At 72.0% G+C, this 599-nt stretch carries 1 protein-coding gene; it reads right to left on the bottom strand.

All coding sequences use genetic code 11. The annotated features are described in order from the left end of the window. Positions 1-599 (bottom strand): DUF222 domain-containing protein (locus tag AC1DJW_RS26550; protein WP_476902966.1); only part of this gene is annotated, 599 nt, incomplete at both ends.

Here is a 599-nt window from a genome sequence, read left to right as displayed (position 1 = left end):
TGCGGCGGTGGCTGCGGGGAGGTAGGCGGAGAGCCAGGCCATGCCGTCGCGGTCCGGGAGGTATTCGACCCGCCGGTCCGCGGCTTTTTGGGTGTGGCGTTCTTCGATGCTGACGGGGTGGTGGCGTTCGCGCCAGGTGCGTGCCTTGGTGCGGAAGCGGGAGGGGACGAGGTCCCCGGCGGGGCAGCCGCGGGCGGGGTTGGGTGCTCCGGGGTCCAGGAAGTGTGCTTCCAAGGCGGCCGTTGCGGCGGGCCCCAGGGCGTCGGTTTCGTCGATGATGATCCGGGCGTGTTGCCAGGAGATCGTCCCGGACTGCAGGGCCTTCAGGGTCAGTGGCAGCCCGGTTGTCAGTGCCTGGCAGTCGGAGAGGAAGGCCCCGGCGGTTCGTTCGCTGACGGTCAGGACGCAGGCCACCTCGGCGATCAGGGAGAGCTCCTGGGCGGTGGACTCCTGCGGTGATGCGGCCGGTGGCGCGAGGGCCCTGGCCGCGTGGGCGTAGTCCGCGGCCAGCTGCGCTTTCAGGGCGGCGGTGCGGGCTTCCAGCCGGGCCACTTCGGCGAGGCCGTCCAGGCAGGCATCCGCCAGATCCCGGAGCGGAT

Source organism: Arthrobacter sp. 05L417, from assembly GCF_056397865.1.
The sequence above is the reverse complement of the archived record's forward strand: the minus strand, read 5'-3'. Positions and strand labels throughout refer to the sequence as shown.